Here is an 18100-nt window from a genome sequence, read left to right on the forward strand (position 1 = left end):
TCATGGCCGGCAAGCCACCGCACGCCTGTGCGGTCCACCAACCGAACCTGTTTCCCAGGCTCTCCACGCTCGCGAAGCTGTACGCGTCCGACCGGTGGGTGGTCCTCGACAACGTCCAGTTCGTCCGCCGGGACTACCAGCATCGATGTCGCGTAGGCACGCCGGGTGCCCCGGAAACTCATCAGTGGCTGTCGCTGCCGGTGCACCTGCCGGACGGGAGGTCCACACCCATCGACCGCGTCACGCTTGCTGATCCGAGGACAGCTCGACGACGCCTCGAAGGCATGCTCACCCAGCACTACGGTCGCGCCCGACACTGGTCGAGAGTCCGCGATGTCGTTCACCAGCTCACCGACCTCGTCGGCTCGACCGACCGGCTGGCCGACATCGCTCTCGCGTCCACAACAGCAGTGCTCAACCTTCTCGACTGGCCCGGCACCGCCGTATCCAGCAGCACCTTCGACGTCAGCCAAGAACGGTCTGCCAGACTCGCTGACCTCACCCACGCAGTGGGGCAGGCGACCTACCTGTGTGGAACAGGTGGGGCTCGGTACTTGGACGAGTGGCCCTTCCACCAGCGAGGAATCCACGTCGCCTACTGGCAGCTGCCGGCGGCGGAACCTCACTCGATATGGGTCGACGCTCGCCGACTGACGAGCGTCGCCGCCATCGCCACCCATGGGATCGGCCGAGTCAAAGCCGCGCTGGAAACCGCTACGGCTCGAAGCGGTAGCCCATCCCCGGCTCGGTGATGAGGTACTTCGGGTGGGCGGGATCGGGTTCGAGCTTGCGACGCAGCTGCGCCATGTAGACCCGGAGATAGTTGGTCTCGGTGGTGTATCCGGGACCCCACACCTCCTGCAGGAGCTGGCGCTGGCCGATCAGCCGGTTGGGTGCCCGAACGAGTGCCTCCAGCAGGTGCCACTCGGTGGGGGTGAGGCGTACGTCGGATCCTTCCCGGCTGACCCGCTTGGCGGCGAGGTCGACGGTGAAGGCGGCCGTCGTGATGACCGGCTCGGCGTCCTCGCCGGGCAGGCTCCGGCGTACCGCCGCCCGTAGCCGGGCCAGGAGCTCGTCCATGCCGAACGGCTTGGTGACGTAGTCGTCGGCGCCGGCGTCGAGCGCGTTCACCTTCTCGGTGGAGGAGTGTCGGGCGGACAGCACGAGGATCGGCACCCGCGCCCAGCCGCGCAACCCGCCGATCACCTCAACACCGTCCATGTCCGGCAGTCCGAGGTCGAGGACGACGACGTCCGGATGCTGGCGCGCGGCGACGTCGAGGGCGGTCCGGCCGTCAGGGGCCAGGTCGACCTCGTAGTCACGGGCGCGGAGGTTGATGGCGAGAGCGCGGGCGAGGTGCGGATCGTCCTCGACGACGAGCACGCGGATGGCGTGGTCGCTCACGCGGGCTCTTGCTTCGCTGCGAACTCGCGTGCCGTGCTCGTCGGTTCGCTCGCTCCGCTCGCTCACGTGATCACTTCCGTTGCCTCGGCTGGTTCGTCGATGAGGGTGTCGGGGCTGCGCCCAGGGGCGGGGAGGGTCAGGACCAGGGTGAGGCCGCCTCCTGGCGTGTCCTCGGCGTCGAGTGAGCCGCCGACGGCTTCGGCGAAGCCGCGCGCCACGGCCAGGCCGAGCCCGACACCGGTGCCGGAGGGTGCGTCGCCCAGCCGCTGGAACGGCTCGAAGATACGGTCCTTCTCCGCGTCAGATACGCCTGGGCCGCGGTCGACGACCCGGATCTCCACCCGGTCGCGGAGGACGCTGGCGGTGAGCAGGACGGGCGTACCCGCCGGGTTGTGTCGTACGGCGTTCTCGACGACGTTGGCGATCGCGCGCTCGATGAGACCGGTGTCGACCCGGACCGTGGGGAGGTCCTCGGGGAGCGTCACCTTGACGGAGTCTGGCGGTACGCCGATGAGGGCGGCCGGGACCACTTCGTCGACCCTGACCTCGCGCAGCAGCGGGCGCACCGCCTCAGCCTGCACCCGGCTCATGTCGAGCAGGTTGGAGACCAGCCGGTTGAGCCGGTCGGCGGAGTCTTCGATGCCGGCGAGGAGTTCGGCCCGGTCGTCCTCGGACAGTTCGACGTCGGTCTGCCGGAGGCTGCTCACCGCCGCCTTCACGCCGGTCAGCGGTGTGCGCAGGTCGTGGGAGACCGCGGCGAGGAGGGCGGTACGGATCCGGTTGGCCTCCGCGAGCTTTCGGGCGCGGCCGGCCTCCTCGGCCAACCGGCTACGTTCGAGAACGACGGCCAGGTGGTCCGCGAAGGCCCCGAGCACCCGCCGGTCGGCGGCCGGGAGCGCCCGCCCACGCACGGTGAGGACGAGGGAGTCGGTGAGGGCGGCGTCGGCGTCGGACTCGGCCGGGCTGCTCGCCGGGTCGGCACCGACGCTTCCCAGGCAGGTCCAGCCGTCGCCGTCGCCTGACGAGCGTTCCAGCAGTGCCGCCGAGGTCATGCCGAAGGATTCCCGAGCCTGCTCGAGCAGTGCTTCGAGGGCGCCTTCACCACGCAGGACGTTGCCCGCCAGCGTGGACAGGGTGGCCGCCTCCGCGTTGGCGCGTGCCGCCTCGGACGTTCGCCGCGCGGCGAGGCCCACGACCGAGGCCACCGCGCCGGCAACCAGCGGGAAGATCAGAACGGCGAGCAGGTGCTCCGGCCTGCTGATGATGAGCGTGTGGTACGGCTCGGTGAAGTAGAAGTTCAACAGCAGCGCGCCGACCACCGCCGCGACCAGCGAAGGAAGAACACCGCCGATCAGTGCGACCCCCACGGCGAGGGTGAGGAACAGCAGCATCTCGGTGGCAAGGTCGTGCGCGTCCCTGGTGGCCGCGAGTCCGGCGGTGAGCAAAGGAGGACCGAAGACCGCGAGCAGCCAGCTACCTACCAGTCGGCGCCGGCTGAGCTCCCTTCGCGGGGGCACCAGTCGGCCTTTACCCACGTGTTCGTGGGTCACCAGGTGGACGTCGATGTCACCCGAGCGGGGGGTGACCAGCGACGCGACATCGGGTTGGAGCAGGTGCTGGAAGCGGTTGCGACGGCTGCTGCCCAGCACCAGCTGGGTGGCGTTGACTCCGGTCGCGAAGTCGAGCAGAGCGCTGGCAACATCGTCACCGACGACCTGATGGTAGGTGCCGCCCAGGCTTTCGACGAGGGTACGCAGCCGGCCGAGAGCACTGGGTGAGGCGTCGGCGAGCCCATCGCTGCGTGCGACGTGGACGGCGAGGAGTTCGCCCCCGGCGCCGCGGGCAGCGATCCGGGCGGCCCGGCGGATGACGGTCTCGCCCTCGGGTCCGCCGGTGACGGCGACCACGACCCGCTCCCGGGCCGGCCATGGTTGCTCGATGTGATGGTCGGCGCGGTACTTCACAAGGCCCTCGTCTACCCGGTCGGCGAGCCACAGGAGGGCGAGCTCGCGCAGGGCGGTGAGATTGCCGGTACGGAAGTAGTTGCCGAGGGCGGCGTCGATCTTCTCCGGCGGGTAGACGTTGCCGTGGGCAAGTCGGCGGCGCAGCGCCTCAGGCGACATGTCCTCCAGCTCGATCTGGTCGGCCCTGCGGACAACCTCGTCGGGGATGGTCTCCTGCTGCCGGATGCCGGTGATCGACTCAACAACGTCGTTGAGCGACTCCAGGTGCTGGATGTTGACCGTGGTGATGACGTCGATGCCGGCGTCGAGGATCTCCTCGACGTCCTGCCAGCGTTTGGCGTTGCGGGATCCCGGGATGTTGGTGTGCGCGATCTCGTCGACGAGCACCTGTTCGGGGTGGCGCCGGATGATCGCGTCCACGTCCATCTCGGTGAAGATCCTGCCGCGGTAGGTGAGGTGGCGACGGGGCACCAGTTCGAGGCCTTTGGTCATCTGTTCGGTGAGGACGCGGCCGTGGCACTCGACGTAGCCGATCACCACGTCGGTGCCTCGGTCGGCCCGCCGGTGTGCCTCACCGAGCATGGAGTAGGTCTTGCCGACACCCGGTGCCGCACCGAGGTAGACCCGGAGCCTTCCACGCGCCATACCTGTCATTGTCCGCCCCTGCCGGTGCCGGAGGTCCGGCTCAGTCCCCGCCCGTACCGGCGCGCTGCGCGAGGGCGAGGTTCAACTCGACGACGTTGACGCCGGGTTCGCCGAGAATGCCGAGGCTGCGTCCGTCGGTGTGGCGGGCTACCAGAGAACGGACGCTGGCGGTGCTGAGGTCCCGTTCGCGGGCAACCCGCTTCACCTGGATTTCGGCGTACGCGGGCGAAATGTGTGGATCGAGCCCGCTCGCACTAGCGGTGACGGCGTCGGGTGGCACCGCAGATGGCGGGACGCCGTTCTCCTTCGCCACCTGGGCTCTGCGGAGCTTGACGAGCGTGACGAGTTCGGGGTTGTTCGGGCCGAGGTTGCTGCCCGAGCTGGCCAGTCCGTCGTATCCGTCCTCGCCGGCCGCGGATGGCCGCGGGTGAAACCACTCCCGGCCGTCGAAGCTCTGCCCGATCAGCCTGGAGCCGACGATCTGGCCGTCCCGTTCCATCAGTGAACCGGCGGCCTGGTCCCGGAACGCGACCTGACCGACCGCCCACACCGCGAGCGGATAGAGCAGGCCGACGATCACGGTCATGGCGAGCAGCGTGCGGAACGCCGCACCGAGTTGTCGCAGGGTCGCTACCACGAAGGTCACCCCCTTCCCGAAATGAGAGTGCCCGGAATGAGTGAGACGACGAGATCGATGAGTTTGATGCCGGCAAAGGGAACGAGGATGCCGCCGAGGCCGTAGACCGCGAGGTTGCGCCGCAGCATGGACGATGCCGACGTCGGCCGGTAGCGCACGCCGCGCAGCGCGAGTGGGATCAACGCGATGATGATCAATGCGTTGAAGATCACCGCGGACAGGATCGCCGACTCTGGTGTCTCGAGCCGCATGATGTTGAGCGCGTCCAGGCCCGGATAGACGACGGCGAACATGGCAGGGATGATCGCGAAGTACTTCGCGATGTCGTTGGCGATCGAGAAGGTCGTCAACGCACCCCGCGTGATCAGCAGCTGCTTGCCGATCTCCACGATCTCGATGAGCTTCGTCGGGTTGGAGTCGAGGTCGATCATGTTGCCGGCTTCCTTGGCCGCCGAGGTGCCCGTGTTCATGGCGACGCCGACGTCGGCAGCCGCGAGCGCCGGAGCGTCGTTCGTACCGTCTCCGGTCATCGCCACCAGCTTGCCGCCCTGCTGCTCACGGTGGATGAGGGCCAGTTTGTCCTCGGGCCCCGCTTCGGCGAGGAAGTCGTCGACGCCGGACTCGTCGGCGATCGCCTTTGCGGTGAGGGGGTTGTCGCCGGTGATCATGACGGTACGGATGCCGAGCGCCCGCAGGTCGTCGAAGCGCTCCCGCAAGCCCTCCTTGACGATGTCCTTGAGGTGGATGATGCCGAGGACCCGGGACGTGCCGTCCCCATCTCCGCTAAGGCGTTCGGCGACGACGAGCGGCGTACCACCCACGCTGGCGATCTCGTCGACGACGGTCCCTGTCTCCTGAGGCACCTGCCCGCGGTCGGCCTGCACCCACCGCAGCACGGCGCTCGCCGCCCCCTTGCGGATCTGGTGCCCGTCCGGTTGGTCGACGCCACTCATCCGAGACTCGGCCGTGAACGGGATGACGGTCGCACCTGCCAGCTCCCGGCCGCGCAGACCGAACTTCTCCTTGGCCAGGACGACGATCGAACGCCCCTCCGGTGTCTCGTCGGCGAGGCTAGCCAGCTGCGCTCCGACCGCCACCTGCTCTGGACTGGTCCCACCCACGGGAAGGAAGTCGACGGCCTGCCGGGCACCGAGGGTGATCGTGCCCGTCTTGTCCAGCAGCAACGTCGACACGTCACCGGCCGCCTCGACGGCCCTCCCCGACATCGCGAGCACGTTACGTTGCACCAGCCGGTCCATGCCGGCAATGCCGATGGCCGACAGCAGCGCGCCGATCGTGGTCGGGATCAGACAGACCAGCAGCGCCACCAGGACGAGGATCGACTGCTGTTGGCCGGAGTAGGTGGCCATCGGCTGCAGCGCGACGACGGCGAGCAGGAAGATGACCGTGAGGCTGGCCAGCAGGATGGTCAGCGCGATCTCGTTCGGCGTCTTCTGCCGGTCCGCACCCTCGACGAGCGCGATCATCCGGTCGAGGAACGTCTCGCCTGGTTCGCTGGTGATGCGGACGACGATCCGGTCGGACAGGACTTTCGTACCCCCTGTCACGGCGGAACGGTCGCCGCCGGACTCCCGGATGACCGGAGCCGACTCGCCGGTGATCGCCGACTCGTCGACGCTGGCGATGCCGTCGACGACCTCGCCGTCGCCGGGAATGACGTCGCCGGCTTCGCACACCACGAAGTCCCCGACGTGCAGCGACGTCGCCGGTACCCGCTTCTCGGCTCCGTCGCCGTCGGCACTGAGCTTGCGGGCAAGGGTCTCTGTCTTGGCCCGCCGCAAGGTGTCGGCCTGGGCCTTGCCACGCCCTTCCGCCACCGCCTCGGCGAGGTTGGCGAACAGTACGGTGAGCCAGAGCCAGCCGACGATCAGCCAGCCGAACAAGGTCGGATCGAGGATCGTCAGCACGGTGGTGAAGGCTGCCCCGACCTCGACGACGAACATCACCGGCGACCTCACCATGAGCCGCGGATCGAGTTTGCCGAACGCATCCGGCAACGACCGCAGCAGTTGCGCGGGGGCGAACGCCCCGCCGGCGACGCGGTGCGGCTGGACCGCCGGCGCGAGCCGCTCCGGACGCAGGTGCCCACTCCCGGCGACGTGGGTGGACGGGGGTGCGTTCATGACAGGCCTTCCGCGAGCGGACCGAGGGCGAGGGCGGGGAAGAAGGTCAACCCGGCGACGAGCAGCGTGACGCCGGTGAGCAGGCCGACGAACAGCGGCGACTGTGTCCGCAGGGTTCCCGCCGTCTCCGGTACCGCCTTTTGACTGGCGAGGGAGCCAGCGAGTGCCAGGACCAGCACGATCGGGACGAACCGGCCGAACAGCATGCACAGGCCGAGAGCTGTGTTGTAGAACGGCGTTCCTGCCGAGAGTCCGGCGAATGCCGACCCGTTGTTGTTGCTGGCGGAGGCGAAGGCGTACAACACCTCGGACAGGCCGTGCGCTCCGGGATTGAGGATCGACGAGCGACCCGCGTCGAGCGCCAGGGCCACGCCGGTGCCAGCGAGCACCAGGAGTGGCATGGTGAGGATGGCGAGGGCGACGAGCTTCATTTCCCGGGCGCCGATCTTCTTGCCGAGGAATTCCGGCGTACGACCGACCATCAGCCCCGCGATGAAGACCGCGAGTACGGCGAGCACGAGCATTCCGTAGAGGCCGGCGCCGACACCGCCGGGTGCGACCTCGCCGAGCAGCATCGCAAGGATCGTGACGCCTCCCCCCAACGCGGTGTACGAATCGTGCATCGAGTCGACCGAGCCCGTCGACGTGAGCGTGGTCGAGATCGCGAACACCGGTGACGACGACACCCCGAAGCGGGCCTCCTTGCCCTCCATCGCACCGCCCGCGAGCTGGAACGCTGCACCCTGGTGAGCGAACTCGGCTGCGTAGATCGCCACCACCGAGGCGATCCAGATCAGACCCATCGCCGCCAGGACGGCGTACCCCTGCCTCACATTGCCCACCATTCGGCCGTAGGTCGCCGGCATCGAGAACGGGATCACCAACAGGAGAAAGACGGTGAACATGTTGGTGAACCCGTTGGGGTTCTCGAACGGGTGCGAGGAATTGGCGTTGAACGGCCCACCGCCATTGGTGCCGAGGTCCTTGATCGCCTCCTGTGAGGCGATGCCTCCGCCCGGCAGGTGCTGGGTGCCGCCGGCGAGGGTCTGAACCGTCGTCGGCTCGGAGAAGTTCTGGATGACGCCGTTCGCGAGGAAGATGATCGCCGCGACGAACGCGAGTGGGAGCAGGATCCGGAGCGTGCCTCGCACCAGGTCGACCCAGAAGTTGCCCAGGTCGCCGGTGCTCCGTCGGATGAGTCCGCGGACAAGTGCGATCGCCACCGCCATGCCAACGGCGGACGACACGAAGTTCTGCACGGTGAGCCCCGCCAGCTGCGTGAGGTGGCTCATCGTCGACTCGCCCGAGTACCACTGCCAGTTGGTGTTGGTGACGAACGACACCGCCGTGTTGAACGCGCCGTCGGGTGGCACCGGCGCCATGCCCATCGACAACGGCAGCCACGCCTGCAGTCGTTGCATCGCGTACAGGAACAACACCGAGACGAAGGAGAACGCCAGCACGCTCGCGGCGTAGATGCTCCAGCGCTGTTCGGCGTCCGGGTTGACCCGGAGCAGGCGGTACAGTCCGCGCTCGAGGCCAAGGTGCCGGTCGCTGGTGTAGACGCGCGCCATGTAGTCACCCAGCGGGCGGTGCACCACGGCGAGCGAGACGATCAGGACCGCGACCAGCACGACCGCGGTGAGACCCGGGCTCATCTAGAACCTTTCCGGACGGATGAGTGCGATGACGAGGTAGATGACCAGGCCGGCGGCGATGATCAGACCGGCGACGTTCTCGGCACTCACAACCGGGTCACCCCGCGCAGAACCGCGGCGACCGCACCGAACGCGACGATCGTCACCACGATGAAGACCAGATCAGCCATGAGCTTCCTTCCCGACGAATGGGGCCAGTACCCAGTCAAGGACGGCGAGGGGCAGCTGAGGCCGGCGTTAGCGATCCCTTAGCGCGATCGCCGCCGCCTTTGACGCCCTCATGACACTCGGCCGTGAGCTCAGAGCGCGCGCGGGACGATCGTGGGGCTTGCCGGTACGAACGAGCGTGACCGCAATGACCCTTACCCTGGTCCGGTGAGTGTCGAGCTGGTCCTGTTGTCGCGGGTGGCCTTCCGCGATCAGGAGGTCAGTGGCCCAAGACTGTGTGGCCTTCTCGCACTCCTCGCGGGCGATCTTCGGACGGGTTGCGGTACCACCCGGCTCGTGGAGGGACTCTGGCCCCACGAACGGCCCGCGAACCCGGCCAAAGCGGTCCAGATCCTGGTTTCCCGCGCCCGGGCACTGCTGGGTCCGGAGGTTGTCGCCCGTACGCCGACGGGATACCGCCTCGCGCTGGGCGAGGACCAGATCGACGCCACCGTGGTGCTGCTCTGTGCCTCGGCGGGCGCTCAGCAGGCGCGGGCCGGCCACCACGAGGCGGCACTCGCGCATGCCGAGGAAGGCCTGGCGCAGTGGAAATCCCCGCCGTCCGGGAACCACGGTGTCGACGCCCCCGGCCTCGATGACCCGGTGGCCGCCCTCCGCGTGGAGCGGGCCGTGACCTATCGGACGCTCGTACGCATCCACGCCCTCGCCCTGGCGCGCCTGGGCCGACGCGCCGAGGCGCTCGAGCCCCTCGCCGACCTGGCCCGGGACCGGCCGCGGGACGAGGAGATCCTGCTGGAGCTGATCCGCTGCGAGGCGGCGGTCGCGGGCACCTCCGCCGCGCTGGACCGGTACGAGGCGTACCGGCGGGCCCTCCGCGACGACCTCGGCACCGATCCGGGGCCCGCGCTGCGGGCCGAGCACCAGCAGCTCCTCCGGGGCGAGGCACCCCTGGTCCGGCACGGCGTCCCGCACGAACCCAACCCGCTGCTGGGCCGCGCCGCCGACGTCGCCGAGGTGGCCAAGCTGGTACGCACGTCCCGGGTGACGTCGATCGTCGGTCCTGGGGGACTGGGGAAGACCCGGCTCGCCTACGTCGTGGGCCGCGAGGCGGAGCAGCGGGTCGTGCACGCCGTCGCGCTCGCCGGGCTCACCGCCGCCGCCGACGTGGCCGGCGAAGTGGCATCGGCGCTCGGGGTCGGGGAGTCGCGGCGTACGACGATCAGCCACCTGTCCCGGGCGCAGGACGTGGTCACCGGGATCGTCGAGGCCCTTGGGCCCGATCCCGCGCTCCTGGTGCTGGACAACTGCGAACACGTCATCGGCGGCGTCGCCCGGCTGGTCGAGGCGTTGGTGTCGAGGACCCGGGACCTGCGCGTGCTCACGACCAGCCGCGCCCCGCTCGGCCTGTCGTCGGAGTCGGTGTACCTGCTGCCGGAGCTGGACCTCTCGGCGACCGTCGAACTCTTCGAGCACCGCGCGAGGGCGGCGCGTCCCGGCGTCGACCTGCCGGCCGAGGCGGTGGAGGAGCTGTGTCGCCGTCTCGACGGGCTGCCCCTCGCGGCGGAGTTGGCCGCGGCACGCGTACGCGTCATGACGGTCGCCGAGATCGCCGTCGGCCTGAAGGACCGGTTCTCCCTGCTGCGGGGCGGCAGCCGGGACGCCCCGGCGCGGCATCACACCCTGCGGGCCGTCGTCGACTGGAGCTGGGACCTCCTCGGCCCCTCAGGGCGGGCAGCGATGCGCGCGTTGTCGGTCTTCCCGAACGGGTTCACCGCGGACGCCGCCCGCCACGTCCTGGCTGGGTCCGAGGGCGACGGCGACGTCCTGCAGGTGGTGGAGCACCTGGTCGACCAGTCGCTGCTCAAGGTGACGGACACCTCCGCGGGAACCCGCTTCTCGATGCTGGAGACCATGCGTGAGTTCAGTGCGGCGGAGCGGGAGTCGGCCGGCGAAACGGACCGCGCGGTCGACGGGTTCCTCGCGTGGGCGCGCCGTTTCGGCATCAGCCAGCACGACTCGGTCTTCGGGGCGGACGTGTTCACCGCCCTCGAGCGGGTCCGGGTCGAGCAGGACAACCTCGTGCAGGCACTGCGGCACGCCGTCGCCCTGCGGGATCGCGCGACGATCGCGGCGACCGCGGCCGTTCTGGGCGGACTGTGGACGATCGAGGCCAACTACAAGCGGTTGAGGACGCTTTCCGAAGAGACCGCGTGGGACCTGTCGCACTACCGCCCGGAGCCTGACCTCGTCGAGGTCACGCGGACCGCCCTGACCCTGTGCTGTGCCTACACCTTCCTGGTCGAAGGGCCACGCCCGGTGCGCTCGTTGGTCGCCGCGCGTCGGCTGCCGCCGGCGCCACCGGACAGCCTGGTCAGGGCCGTCGCGGTCGTACTGAACAGCATCGAGGATCCGTCGGACCTGCACGCCCTGTGTGACAGTGCCGAGCCTTACGTCGCCGGTGTCGCCAACGCCGTCGCCACGTACGTCTGGGAGAACATGGACGACCCGGACAAGGCCCTGACCACGGCCAGACGCATGGTCGAGGCGTTCGACCGGGAGAACAGCCCGTGGCTGTGGGGGCTTGCCCATGCCCGGGTCAGCGAGCTGTGTCTCCAGGCCGAGCAGGCCGCCGAGGTCCAGCTCCACCTCAGGACGGCCATGCCCGTCGCCGAACGCATCGGGCTGTGGCCGGACGTCGTGGGGATGCGGTGGTGGATGGCGCTCGCCGCCCTGCAGCTCGGTGACCTCGACGAGGCGGAGCACTGGCTGGAGACGACGCCGCAGTGGGTCGACGCGCCTCTGGAGACGCTCACGTACGGCCACGCGGTGCGCGCCGAGATCCTGCTCGCGCGAGGCGAGGTCGAGGCTGGCCTGCGGATGTGGCGGCGAACGGTCGAGCGGCTGGTCCTCGGTCAGGACCCGATGGTCTGGGTCGTGACGGGCGGCATGGACCCGTGGACCCTGGAGGCCAAGTCCGTCACCGTCGTCGCCCATGGTCAGCACGGTCGGCTGGACCTGGTGAAGGACCTCGCCGAGGAACTCTCGCAGGTGCCGCCGGGGGCGCTCGTCCATCCGTCGTCCAACCCGTCGCCGTTCCTGGTCGAGCTGCCGATCATCGGTGCTCTGCTGGTGGCCCTGGCCATGGTGGACTTCGACCGTGGCCGGCGTACCGGCAACGACCTCGCGACGATATCCGGCGTTCGGCTGATCGCGTTGGCGGAGCGCTTCCGGTTCCTGCGCGGCTTCGCCCCCACGATGTCGTCGGCACGGATCCGCGCGCTCGCCGAGCAGGCCGACGGGTCGGCGTACGCCGACGCGGTGTCGTCGTACGCCGACCTGGATCGCGAAGGTTTGCGGGCCGCGGCTGTGGAGGTGCTTCGGGCCCGCGACCACCTCTGAGCGGCGCGCATCCGGCAGGTGGATCAGTGGGCCGGGTCGCGGTTGTACAGCTTCAGCGCCCAGAGGTATCCGAGTAGCGAGATGCCCACGCACCAGGCGACGGTCTGGACGGCGCTGCTGCCGATCGGGGTTCCCAGCAGCAGGGAGCGGATCGTCTCGATGAACGGCGTGAACGGCTGGTACTCGGCGAACCAGCGCAGTCCACTCGGCATCGAGTCGGTCGGGACGAACCCGCTGCCGAGGAAGGGCAACAGGATCAGCGGCATCGGCAGGTTGCTCGCGGCCTCGACGGTCTTCGTGACCATGCCCAGAGCCGTCGACAGCCAGGTGAGAGCCAGCGCGATCAACGTGAGGACGCCGAGAAGGGCGAGCCACTCGGCCGGTCCGGTGGTGGGGCGGAACCCGACGAGCAGGGCGACACCGATGACCGCGACGAGGCCGAGCAACGTCTGGAGCACGCTGCCGATGACATGGCCGGTCATCACCGACGCCCTGGCGATGGCCATGGTGCGGAACCGGGCGATGATGCCCTCCGTCATGTCCATGGCGATCGAGATCGCCGTCCCCTGGGCGGAACCGGCGATGCCCATCATGAGGATGCCGGGAACGACGTACTCGACGTATTCCGCGCGGCCGCCCGACCCTCCCCCGGCAACACTGCCGAGCCCGGCACCCAACGTCCCGCCGAAGACGTAGACGAACAGCAGCAGGAAGATGATCGGCATCCCGGCAACCAGCAGGGTCACCGAGGGATACCGCACCATGTGCAGCAGGTTGCGGCGCAGCATCGTGGTCGAGTCGCTGACCGAATGAGAGAGGGAGCTCATCGCACGGATTCCTTTGCTGGATCGGATGCTGTGCCGGTTGCCGCGTCGGTTCCTGGGTCGGTTCCTGTGTCGGCTGATGTGTCGGCTGATGTGTCGGCTGATGGGTCGGTACGGCCGGTGAGGGCGAGGAACACGTCGTCCAGATCCGGGGTGTGGACCGACAGTTCGTCGACCTCGACCGATGCGGCGTCGAGCCGGTCGAGCAGGGCCCGCAGAGACCGGACACCGCCGTCGCTCGGGACCTGCAGGGTGAGCGCGTCGTCATCGCGTACGACCTCGCCGATGGCGCCCGCGGCCGCCTCCAGCGCGGTCGCGTGGGCGAACCGCAGGCGGATGTGTCCGCCGGGTACGAGTTTCTTGAGCTCGGCTGCCGTGCCCTCGGCGACCAGCCTGCCGTGATCGAGGAGGGCGATCCGGTCGGCGAGCTCGTCCGCCTCCTCGAGGTACTGCGTGGTCAGGAAGATCGTGACGCCGCCGGCCACCAGCTCGCGGATGACCTGCCACATCGCCCGCCGGCTGCGCGGATCGAGGCCGGCGGTCGGCTCGTCCAGGAAGATGATCCGCGGGCTGCCGACCAGAGTCATCGCCAGGTCGAGCCGGCGCCGCATGCCGCCGGAGTAGGTCGAGGCCGGTTTCCTGGCCGCGTCGACGAGATCGAACCGCTCGAGGAGTTCGGAAGCGCGCCGGCCACCTTCGCGTCTGGCCAGGTGGTGCAGGTCGGCCATCAGGAGGAGGTTCTCCCGGCCGGTGAGAAGTCCATCGACGGCGGAGAACTGGCCGGTCACCCCGATCGCGGCGCGGACGCCGTCGGGATCCGTCGACAGGTCGTGGCCGGCGATCCGGGCCTTGCCACCGTCGGCGGTGATCAAGGTGGACAGGATCTGGACGGTGGTGGTCTTGCCCGCGCCGTTGGGGCCGAGCAGCGAGAAGATCGTTCCCTCGGCGACGCTCAGGTCGATGCCGTCCAGCACCACGTGGTCGCCGTAGGACTTGCGCAGCCCCGATGCCGCGATCGCCGGCTCGAGAGGGGTCGTTGTCATGGGATGAGCGTGCGGCCGGGGCGGATCACCGCGGTTTCACGCCGGTTTCACCGGCCAGGACGACCCTGAGCATGTGGCGATACGGGCGTGGCCGGCCCGCGGCTGGAAGGCCGCACCAGATGGTCATCTAGGGTGGCGGGTCGTGAGGACACCCGCGGTCGTACCGGTCACCGGTTTCGTCGGGCAGTTCTTCACCGGGGTTGGCCTGCTGTTCCGCGGAGTTCGGATGTACGCCAGAAACCCCGGCCTGGTCCTGCTCGGCATCATCCCGGCGCTCATCACGGGCGCGCTGTTCATGACGGGGTTCCTCGCCCTGGCGTTCGTCGTCCCCGACCTCGCGACCACCCTCACTCCGTTCGCGGAGGACTGGGCGGGCTGGGCACGCGGCGCGATCCGGGTGTCTGCCGCCCTCGCGGTGCTGGGACTCGCCGGACTCCTGGGCGTCCTCACCTTCACCGCGGTCACACTTGCCATCGGCGACCCGTTCTACGAACGGATCTCCGAACGGGTGGAGGAGTGGTACGGCGGCACCCCGAACGCGGTCGAGGTGTCCTGGGCGCGGTCGCTGCGGCGGAGCGTCGCCGACTCGGCCCGGTTGGTCGCGGTCTCCCTGCTCATCGGCCTGCCGCTGTTCGTGGGCGGGTTCCTGCCAGTGGTCGGGCAGACCGTCGTACCGGCGATCGGTGCGGTGGTGGGTGGGTGGGTGTTGGCGCTGGAGCTGGTCGGGTCGGCGTTCTACCGGCGTGGACTGGGCCTGCGCGACCGGCGCCGGGCGCTGCGGGCCGTCCGCCCGGTCGCCCTGGGGTTCGGCGTCGCGGTGTTCGTCTCGTTCCTCATCCCCTTCGGCGCCGTCCTGTTCACCCCCGCCGCGATCGCCGGCGCCACGCTGCTCGCTCGCCGGTCGCTCGGCGAACCCATCGAGCGCCCCTGAAGCTCGCCGCGTTGTCGGCCTTGAACCGCGGGGCGGTTCAACGGCGTGGATGGGGGTAATCGGGCCCGGGACAGGGGTGATCAGGACCCTGGTGGGATCGCGATCGGGAACGACTCGCCGCGATGCGTGCACGCGGTTGGGAGCGATGATGAGCCAGATGGACGAACCGTCCGAAGTCGACGACATGCCCCTCGACGAAGAGGTCCTGACGTCCGACATCGAGGAGGAGCTGGCTGGCGAGGCCGAGGTTCCGTCGGAGTACGACGCCGTGACGACGGACGGGCTGCGGCCCGGGGGCGAGATGGAGAGCGATCCGCCGGACGCACCTGGCCACGCGAGCCGCCACGGTGTCCTCACCGAGGAGGGCCGCAACGAGGCGCTCGACGAACGACTCGCCCAGGAGGAGCCCGATCTCCCGCGCGATGCCCTGTGACGGCAGGGATCACTGCAGTTTCCGTGAGGCGGCGGCGCCGAGCCGGCGGGCGAGGTCCCGCGTCTTCTCCGACGCCGGCATGACCGCGATGGCGCGCCGGGCCTGGCGTTGCAGCCACGGGCTCCCCACCACCCGGGCCGCCGCGCGGTGCGGGATCGTGCGGTAGCTGGTGCTGAGCACGTCGACGATCCGGCCCTGTTCCACCACGACCGTGCCGATCCGTACCGGCGGCTGGCGCCCGGAGGAGTCGACCCGCACGCTGAGGGGATGCCGACCCGATGGCAGTGTCGTCACGTTGTCGAAGACGAGGGACGCCAGGTGGGGTGGTTGCAGCCGGGCCGGCAGTGCACGACTCGAGCCCTCCCGGCCGAGGACGACCTCGACATCGCGGGTCCCCGTGAACTTCGCTGTATGCATCGGCAGCGCCACGTGCAGGTCGCCGTCGCGTACGTCGAGCGGCCCGACGCCTCGGGCGGCGAGGGCGGGAGCCAGGCTCGGTTGTCGTTCGTCCACATCGACAATCAGCGCTCCGTTGGGCACCGCCCGCTGGGGCACCACGATGCGCGCCGGATCACCGACCACGCCTGGGATGAGCACATCGCTCCACCGCTGCCCAGCCTCGATGATCACCCGCGCTGGCCGACCGAGGCCGAGCACCTGGAGCGAGACCACCACGTCGTACCGACCCGGCTCGCACGGTGCGCCACCTGCCAGCGTGTGCGGATCGATGGACGCCGTACCCGCCACAACCACCCGGAACCGTGCCTCCGGGCCGGAGCCCACCGGGACCAGGGACGGCCGCAGGGTCGCCGGCGCGAACCACCAGGTGCCGGTGTCGCGGTGGCGTACGCGGATCTCGGCCTTGGCATGCTCACAGGGATCGCCGACGTCCCACGCGTCGATCGTGGGAAGGCCGGCCGCGAGCGTCGGGTCGAGCGCGTACCCCCCGTCGTTCCCGAGGACCACGACCGGGCTGCCGTCGGCGTGTACGAGGCTGGTACGGAGGTCCAGGCACAGGCGGGCGCCCTCCCACCGCACGTCGTCCACCGTGCAGGCCGCGCGGACCTGCCCACATCGCCGCGCCAGCTCCATCAGACCGTCGAGGCGTTCCCGCTCCAGCAACATCGCCCGCAGCCGCATCATCGGCGAGAGCCCCGCCACGACGTCGCCGGTCGCGAAGCCCGCGCCGCCGGAGGAGAACCGCTCCACGGCGAGCTCGCGTACGACCCGGTAGCCCAGGTTGCGGTAGCCGTCGGAGTAGCGCAGCAGTCGGGGTTCGCCGAGGCGCCGCATCATCTCGACGCGGAAGAACCGCCGCATCAGCCGGTTGCGGAGTTCGCCCGGCTCGGTGCCGGCCTCGATCGCGTCGAGGACCTCCCGGAGATTGTTGTAGTAGCCCCGCATCGTGGACGCGGTGCCGCTGCTGTTCTTGCCGTCGTCGCGGCGGTTCCAGTAGTAACACACGTAGTCGCCGACGATGGAGACCGTTCTCGCCTCGAGGTACGCCTGGACCATGAAGAGCTGATCTTCCAGGCGACGCTTCCCTTCGGGAAACCGGATGTCGTGGTCGAGCAGGAACGCCCGCCTGAACATCTTGTGCGGGCTCACGCTCTCGATCAGTGCGGTGTCCGCGATCGTGCAACGTTCCACGTTCTCCCGGAACATGCTGCTCGGCCCGCCCATCGTGCCGCCCACCTTGCCCAGCACGATGTCGGAGCCGTTACGGGAGCCCATGGCGTACATGCGCTCCAGGGCCTCCGGCCCGAGCTGGTCGTCCTGGTCGACGAACTGCACGTACGCACCGCGTGCCATGGCGACGCCGACGTTGCGCGGCTTGCCGGGCCATCCGGAGTTGGCCTGGTGGTGGACGCGGACGTGTGGATACTCGGCCGCGAGCTTGTCCACTGCCGCTGGTGAGTCGTCGGTGGAGCCGTCGTCGACGAAGATGATCTCGTACTCGTCGCTGGACAGGCTCTGGGCGAGCAGCGACGTGGCGCACTCCTCGAGATAGCGGCCGGCGTTGTAGACCGGAACGACCACACTGACTTTGATCATCGGGTCTTGGCCCGTCGGCTGGCTCATTCGTACCCCCCGTTCAGCCCGGTTGCGGTCTCCTACCCGGTCTGACACATATCGACTCCTCCGATCGGGGTGCGGCGTCTATCGTTCCTGCCATGTCCCGGCTCGACGTGGTTCCCGTCACCGCCGATCGATGGGTGGACCTCGAGACACTGTTCACGGATCCGCGATTCGGTCGGGGCGACTCCCCGCATCAGGATGCCCGTCCCGAAAGCTCGTGCTGGTGCATGTGGCCCCGGCTGCCTCGCGGTGACTTCCGGCCCTGGGATCCCTCGAACCGGGCGTCGATGCGTGAGCTCGTCGCTTCCGAGGCCATGCCGGGCCTGGTCTGCCTGGTCGGCGGTGAGCCTCAGGGTTGGTGCGCGCTGGGGCCGTGCGGCGACTTCACGCCGTACAGCTTTCCGCCCTATGTGGATCTCGTCGAACCCACGGCGTGGGCCATCCCGTGCGTCGAGGTCGTCCCGGAGGCCAGGGGATCGGGAGTCGCCGACGCGTTGGTCGAGCAGGCGAAGGCGTACGCCGCACAACGCGGCGCGACGGTCCTCTACGGCCCACCGCAGTGGTGGAAGGCGCGCGGTCAGGCCGAGTACGGCGGGGTGACGCGGTTGTTCGTCCGCCGAGGCTTCGCACAGGTAGCTCCGGGCGAGCGGGTCCCGGTCTTCCGGTGCCGGTTGGACGACCTTGCGCCAGCCGGATCGGCCGGCGCGCGCCCCGTTGGGCGCCACCTGGGAGGCAGGGCGTAAACGCGTTTGCCACAGGCGGGGACCGGTC

At 69.6% G+C, this 18100-nt stretch carries 15 protein-coding genes; 5 read left to right on the forward strand and 10 right to left on the reverse strand.

Annotated elements, in window-relative coordinates; all coding sequences use genetic code 11:
* The first annotated feature begins 2 nt into the window (after positions 1–2).
* Positions 3–752: a WbqC family protein gene (locus ABN028_RS01670; protein WP_349328922.1), complete on the forward strand. Its 750-nt coding sequence runs from the start codon at positions 3–5 to the stop codon at positions 750–752.
* Here the strand turns inward: ABN028_RS01670 and ABN028_RS01675 are convergent.
* From ABN028_RS01675 to ABN028_RS01705, 7 genes are all read right to left on the reverse strand, one after another.
* Positions 715–1389 carry a response regulator gene (locus tag ABN028_RS01675; protein WP_349329022.1) on the reverse strand — a complete coding sequence of 225 codons (675 nt, stop codon included), beginning with the start codon at positions 1387–1389 and terminating at the stop codon, positions 715–717. The genes ABN028_RS01670 and ABN028_RS01675 overlap by 38 nt on opposite strands.
* 77 nt (positions 1390–1466) lie before the next feature.
* Positions 1467–4013, reverse strand: a complete 2547-nt coding sequence (locus ABN028_RS01680) for an ATP-binding protein (protein ID WP_349695346.1) — start codon at positions 4011–4013, stop codon at positions 1467–1469.
* 40 nt (positions 4014–4053) lie between these two features.
* Positions 4054–4659, reverse strand: coding sequence for a potassium-transporting ATPase subunit KdpC (gene kdpC, locus ABN028_RS01685; protein ID WP_502879157.1), 606 nt, complete (start codon positions 4657–4659; stop codon positions 4054–4056).
* The gene (kdpB, locus tag ABN028_RS01690; protein WP_349695347.1) at positions 4656–6794 is read right to left on the reverse strand and encodes a potassium-transporting ATPase subunit KdpB; all 2139 of its coding nucleotides are present in this window, start codon (positions 6792–6794) and stop codon (positions 4656–4658) included. Before kdpB ends, kdpC begins: the two co-directional genes overlap by 4 nt.
* Positions 6791–8452, reverse strand: coding sequence for a potassium-transporting ATPase subunit KdpA (gene kdpA, locus ABN028_RS01695; protein ID WP_349695348.1), 1662 nt, complete (start codon positions 8450–8452; stop codon positions 6791–6793). Before kdpA ends, kdpB begins: the two co-directional genes overlap by 4 nt.
* Positions 8453–8542, reverse strand: a complete 90-nt coding sequence (gene kdpF, locus ABN028_RS01700; RefSeq protein ID WP_349328917.1) for a K(+)-transporting ATPase subunit F — start codon at positions 8540–8542, stop codon at positions 8453–8455. It abuts the gene before it with no gap.
* Complete coding sequence (locus ABN028_RS01705) at positions 8539–8661, reverse strand: hypothetical protein (protein ID WP_349695349.1); 123 nt, start codon at positions 8659–8661, stop codon at positions 8539–8541. Before ABN028_RS01705 ends, kdpF begins: the two co-directional genes overlap by 4 nt.
* A gap of 166 nt (positions 8662–8827) precedes the next feature.
* Between ABN028_RS01705 and ABN028_RS01710 the strand changes: the two genes are divergently transcribed.
* Positions 8828–12019, forward strand: a complete 3192-nt coding sequence (locus tag ABN028_RS01710; protein ID WP_349695350.1) for an ATP-binding protein — start codon at positions 8828–8830, stop codon at positions 12017–12019.
* A 23-nt stretch (positions 12020–12042) separates the two neighbouring features.
* Here ABN028_RS01710 and ABN028_RS01715 read toward each other — a convergent pair whose 3' ends face one another.
* A complete protein-coding gene (locus ABN028_RS01715) occupies positions 12043–12846 on the reverse strand; it encodes an ABC transporter permease (protein ID WP_349695351.1) in 804 nt (267 codons plus the stop codon).
* Positions 12843–13886 (reverse strand): ATP-binding cassette domain-containing protein, encoded by a 1044-nt coding sequence (locus ABN028_RS01720; protein ID WP_349695352.1) that lies wholly within the window; start codon positions 13884–13886, stop codon positions 12843–12845. Before ABN028_RS01720 ends, ABN028_RS01715 begins: the two co-directional genes overlap by 4 nt.
* 142 nt (positions 13887–14028) lie before the next feature.
* On the opposite strand from ABN028_RS01720, the gene ABN028_RS01725 reads away from it, so the two are divergent.
* On the forward strand, positions 14029–14817 hold the full coding sequence (locus ABN028_RS01725; protein WP_349695353.1) for an EI24 domain-containing protein: 789 nt from the start codon (positions 14029–14031) through the stop codon (positions 14815–14817).
* 157 nt (positions 14818–14974) lie between these two features.
* Positions 14975–15250, forward strand: coding sequence for a hypothetical protein (locus ABN028_RS01730; RefSeq protein ID WP_349695354.1), 276 nt, complete (start codon positions 14975–14977; stop codon positions 15248–15250).
* 9 nt (positions 15251–15259) lie between these two features.
* Here the strand turns inward: ABN028_RS01730 and ABN028_RS01735 are convergent, their stop codons facing one another.
* The gene (locus tag ABN028_RS01735; RefSeq protein WP_349695355.1) at positions 15260–17332 is read right to left on the reverse strand and encodes a glycosyltransferase; all 2073 of its coding nucleotides are present in this window, start codon (positions 17330–17332) and stop codon (positions 15260–15262) included.
* A gap of 92 nt (positions 17333–17424) precedes the next feature.
* On the opposite strand from ABN028_RS01735, the gene ABN028_RS01740 reads away from it, so the two are divergent.
* Positions 17425–18072 carry a GNAT family N-acetyltransferase gene (locus tag ABN028_RS01740; protein WP_349695356.1) on the forward strand — a complete coding sequence of 216 codons (648 nt, stop codon included), beginning with the start codon at positions 17425–17427 and terminating at the stop codon, positions 18070–18072.
* Positions 18073–18100 lie beyond the last annotated feature (28 nt).

The sequence above is a fragment of the Actinopolymorpha sp. B17G11 genome (assembly GCF_040196095.1).
Classification (GTDB): Bacteria; Actinomycetota; Actinomycetes; order Propionibacteriales; family Actinopolymorphaceae; genus Thermasporomyces.

Coding starts and splice junctions, on each gene's coding strand:
- ABN028_RS01670 (WP_349328922.1), top strand. CDS start 3: ATGGCCGGCAAGCCACCGCACGCCTGTGCGGTCCACCAACCGAACCTG.
- ABN028_RS01680 (WP_349695346.1), bottom strand. CDS start 4,013: ATGGCGCGTGGAAGGCTCCGGGTCTACCTCGGTGCGGCACCGGGTGTC.
- kdpB (WP_349695347.1), bottom strand. CDS start 6,794: ATGAACGCACCCCCGTCCACCCACGTCGCCGGGAGTGGGCACCTGCGT.
- kdpA (WP_349695348.1), bottom strand. CDS start 8,452: ATGAGCCCGGGTCTCACCGCGGTCGTGCTGGTCGCGGTCCTGATCGTC.
- ABN028_RS01715 (WP_349695351.1), bottom strand. CDS start 12,846: ATGAGCTCCCTCTCTCATTCGGTCAGCGACTCGACCACGATGCTGCGC.
- ABN028_RS01720 (WP_349695352.1), bottom strand. CDS start 13,886: ATGACAACGACCCCTCTCGAGCCGGCGATCGCGGCATCGGGGCTGCGC.
- ABN028_RS01730 (WP_349695354.1), top strand. CDS start 14,975: ATGGACGAACCGTCCGAAGTCGACGACATGCCCCTCGACGAAGAGGTC.
- ABN028_RS01735 (WP_349695355.1), bottom strand. CDS start 17,332: ATGAGCCAGCCGACGGGCCAAGACCCGATGATCAAAGTCAGTGTGGTC.
- ABN028_RS01740 (WP_349695356.1), top strand. CDS start 17,425: ATGTCCCGGCTCGACGTGGTTCCCGTCACCGCCGATCGATGGGTGGAC.